This is a genomic window from Sporichthyaceae bacterium, from assembly GCA_036493475.1.
Lineage (GTDB): Bacteria > Actinomycetota > Actinomycetes > Sporichthyales > Sporichthyaceae > DASQPJ01.
The window spans coordinates 1-1,580 of record DASXPS010000001.1 but is presented as its reverse complement, the minus strand read 5'-3'; the positions used below and the strand labels follow the sequence as shown (position 1 = coordinate 1,580).

At 70.2% G+C, this 1,580-nt stretch carries 2 protein-coding genes; both read right to left on the bottom strand.

Features of this window, described 5'->3' with window-relative positions:
* A partial coding sequence (locus VGJ14_00010) for an ISAs1 family transposase (GenBank protein HEY2830777.1) occupies positions 1 to 1,100 on the bottom strand: 1,100 nt, incomplete at its 3' end.
* A 78-nt stretch (positions 1,101 to 1,178) separates the two neighbouring features.
* On the bottom strand, positions 1,179 to 1,580 hold a 402-nt coding region (locus VGJ14_00005), incomplete at its 5' end, for a hypothetical protein (protein ID HEY2830776.1).

Sequence of the window (1,580 nt, the reverse complement as noted above, 5' to 3'; positions counted from 1 at the left end):
CAATGCAGGCGATTCTCCACGTGCCAGTGCTCGCGGATGGCCTGGGCGAGCTGGTCGGCGCGGATCTGCTGCCAGGACAGGTCGGTCACGGCGTAGACGGTCTCGCTGTGCCAGCGGCGGCTGGTCGCGGGGCGGCGTCGGCGCACGATCTGGACCGCCAGTTGGGCGTGCGGGAACAAGATCCCGCCGGTCACCGCGTTGCGGACCACGGCGAGTTTGAGGGTGCGAGACTCCCGCCGACCGTGCCCGGCGTCTTGGGTGAGGTCCACGGCCGGCATGTCCCGCCAGGGCAGCCCCGCCACTTGCTGGTGCAGCCTGGGACGGTTGCCCTTGACGATGAACACGTAATGCGCGCCGCGTCGGTGCAGGTAGCGGGCGTGCTCGTCCTGCGTGTGAAGAGCGTCGGCAGTGATGATCGCGTCGGTGATATCGATTCGGTCCAGCAACGGGGCGAACGCGGTGATCTCGTTCGTCTTGCCGTCGACCACCGACTGGCCCAGCACGATCCCGCGACGAGTGTCGAGCGCCGCGAGCAGGTGCACCGCCCGCTGGTCGGCGAGGCGGGCGCCGCGGGCGGACTTGCCGTCCACCGCGATGACCCTCGGCGGGGGTGCTGTGATCCGCGCCGTGCCGGATGCCGCGTTCTGCTCCGGCGTGCTGGGCTGCGCCGGGTCCGGGGTTGGCGGGCTGATGCGGTCGGCGCGGGCGATCAGCCAGTTCGACACCGCCCGGTCCAGCGTTTGCGAGTCGAGTTTCTGCAGGATACGGCGGATCGTCGACTCGCTCGGCGTCGCCCGTCCAACCGTGAGCCCGAGCCGGATCCGCACGCCCAGCGGCAGGTCATGGGCCCATTCGGCGATCGCGACGTAGCTGCGGGCCCCGGTCAGCACCGCGCATACCGCCAGCGCGAGCACCGGCACCAACCGATGCCGGATCCCGCGGCGGGCACGCGGGTCGGGCACCGTCGCCAACGCGGCCACCAGATCGGTCGACGCCTGCACCTCCGCCTCCCGCGCGGCATCGGGGTCGCCTACACGATCGGAGGTGGCCCCGACGCGGGCGCAGAGCAGGTCGATCGGCGAGGATGGCCAAGCGGGCACGACACGCTCCGATGATCAGTCCGGCGTACGAACCTTCATGATCACCAGCGGGTCGTGCCCGCGCCTGCACCTACCGCATCACCGGCGTGTCACCACGCCGACACGCCGAGACGGACGACCTTGCCGAGGCCCTGCCACGTAGGTGGCGGCGAACAGCAGCAGGAAAAACGGGACGCTGGTGGCCAGCGCCTCGGCCGCCCGCAAGCCCGGGAACGGGGACCTGAGGATGAGCCAGACCTGGTAACCGATCAGGGCGATGAATCCGGCTAACCCGACCAGGAGCACGGTGACGGCGACGGGCGCGGAGGTGTGATCCAGGGGCAACCGGTAATACAGCGTTCCCAGCACGGCGATCGATACAACGACACGCAACACGGTCCAGGCGATTCTGCGGGATGAGGGCCGCGGATTTGGTTGGTCCAGGCGCGCCGTGCCGACTGGGGCGGTCACGATGCCCGTGTTGCGGCCTGCCTGGTTCAC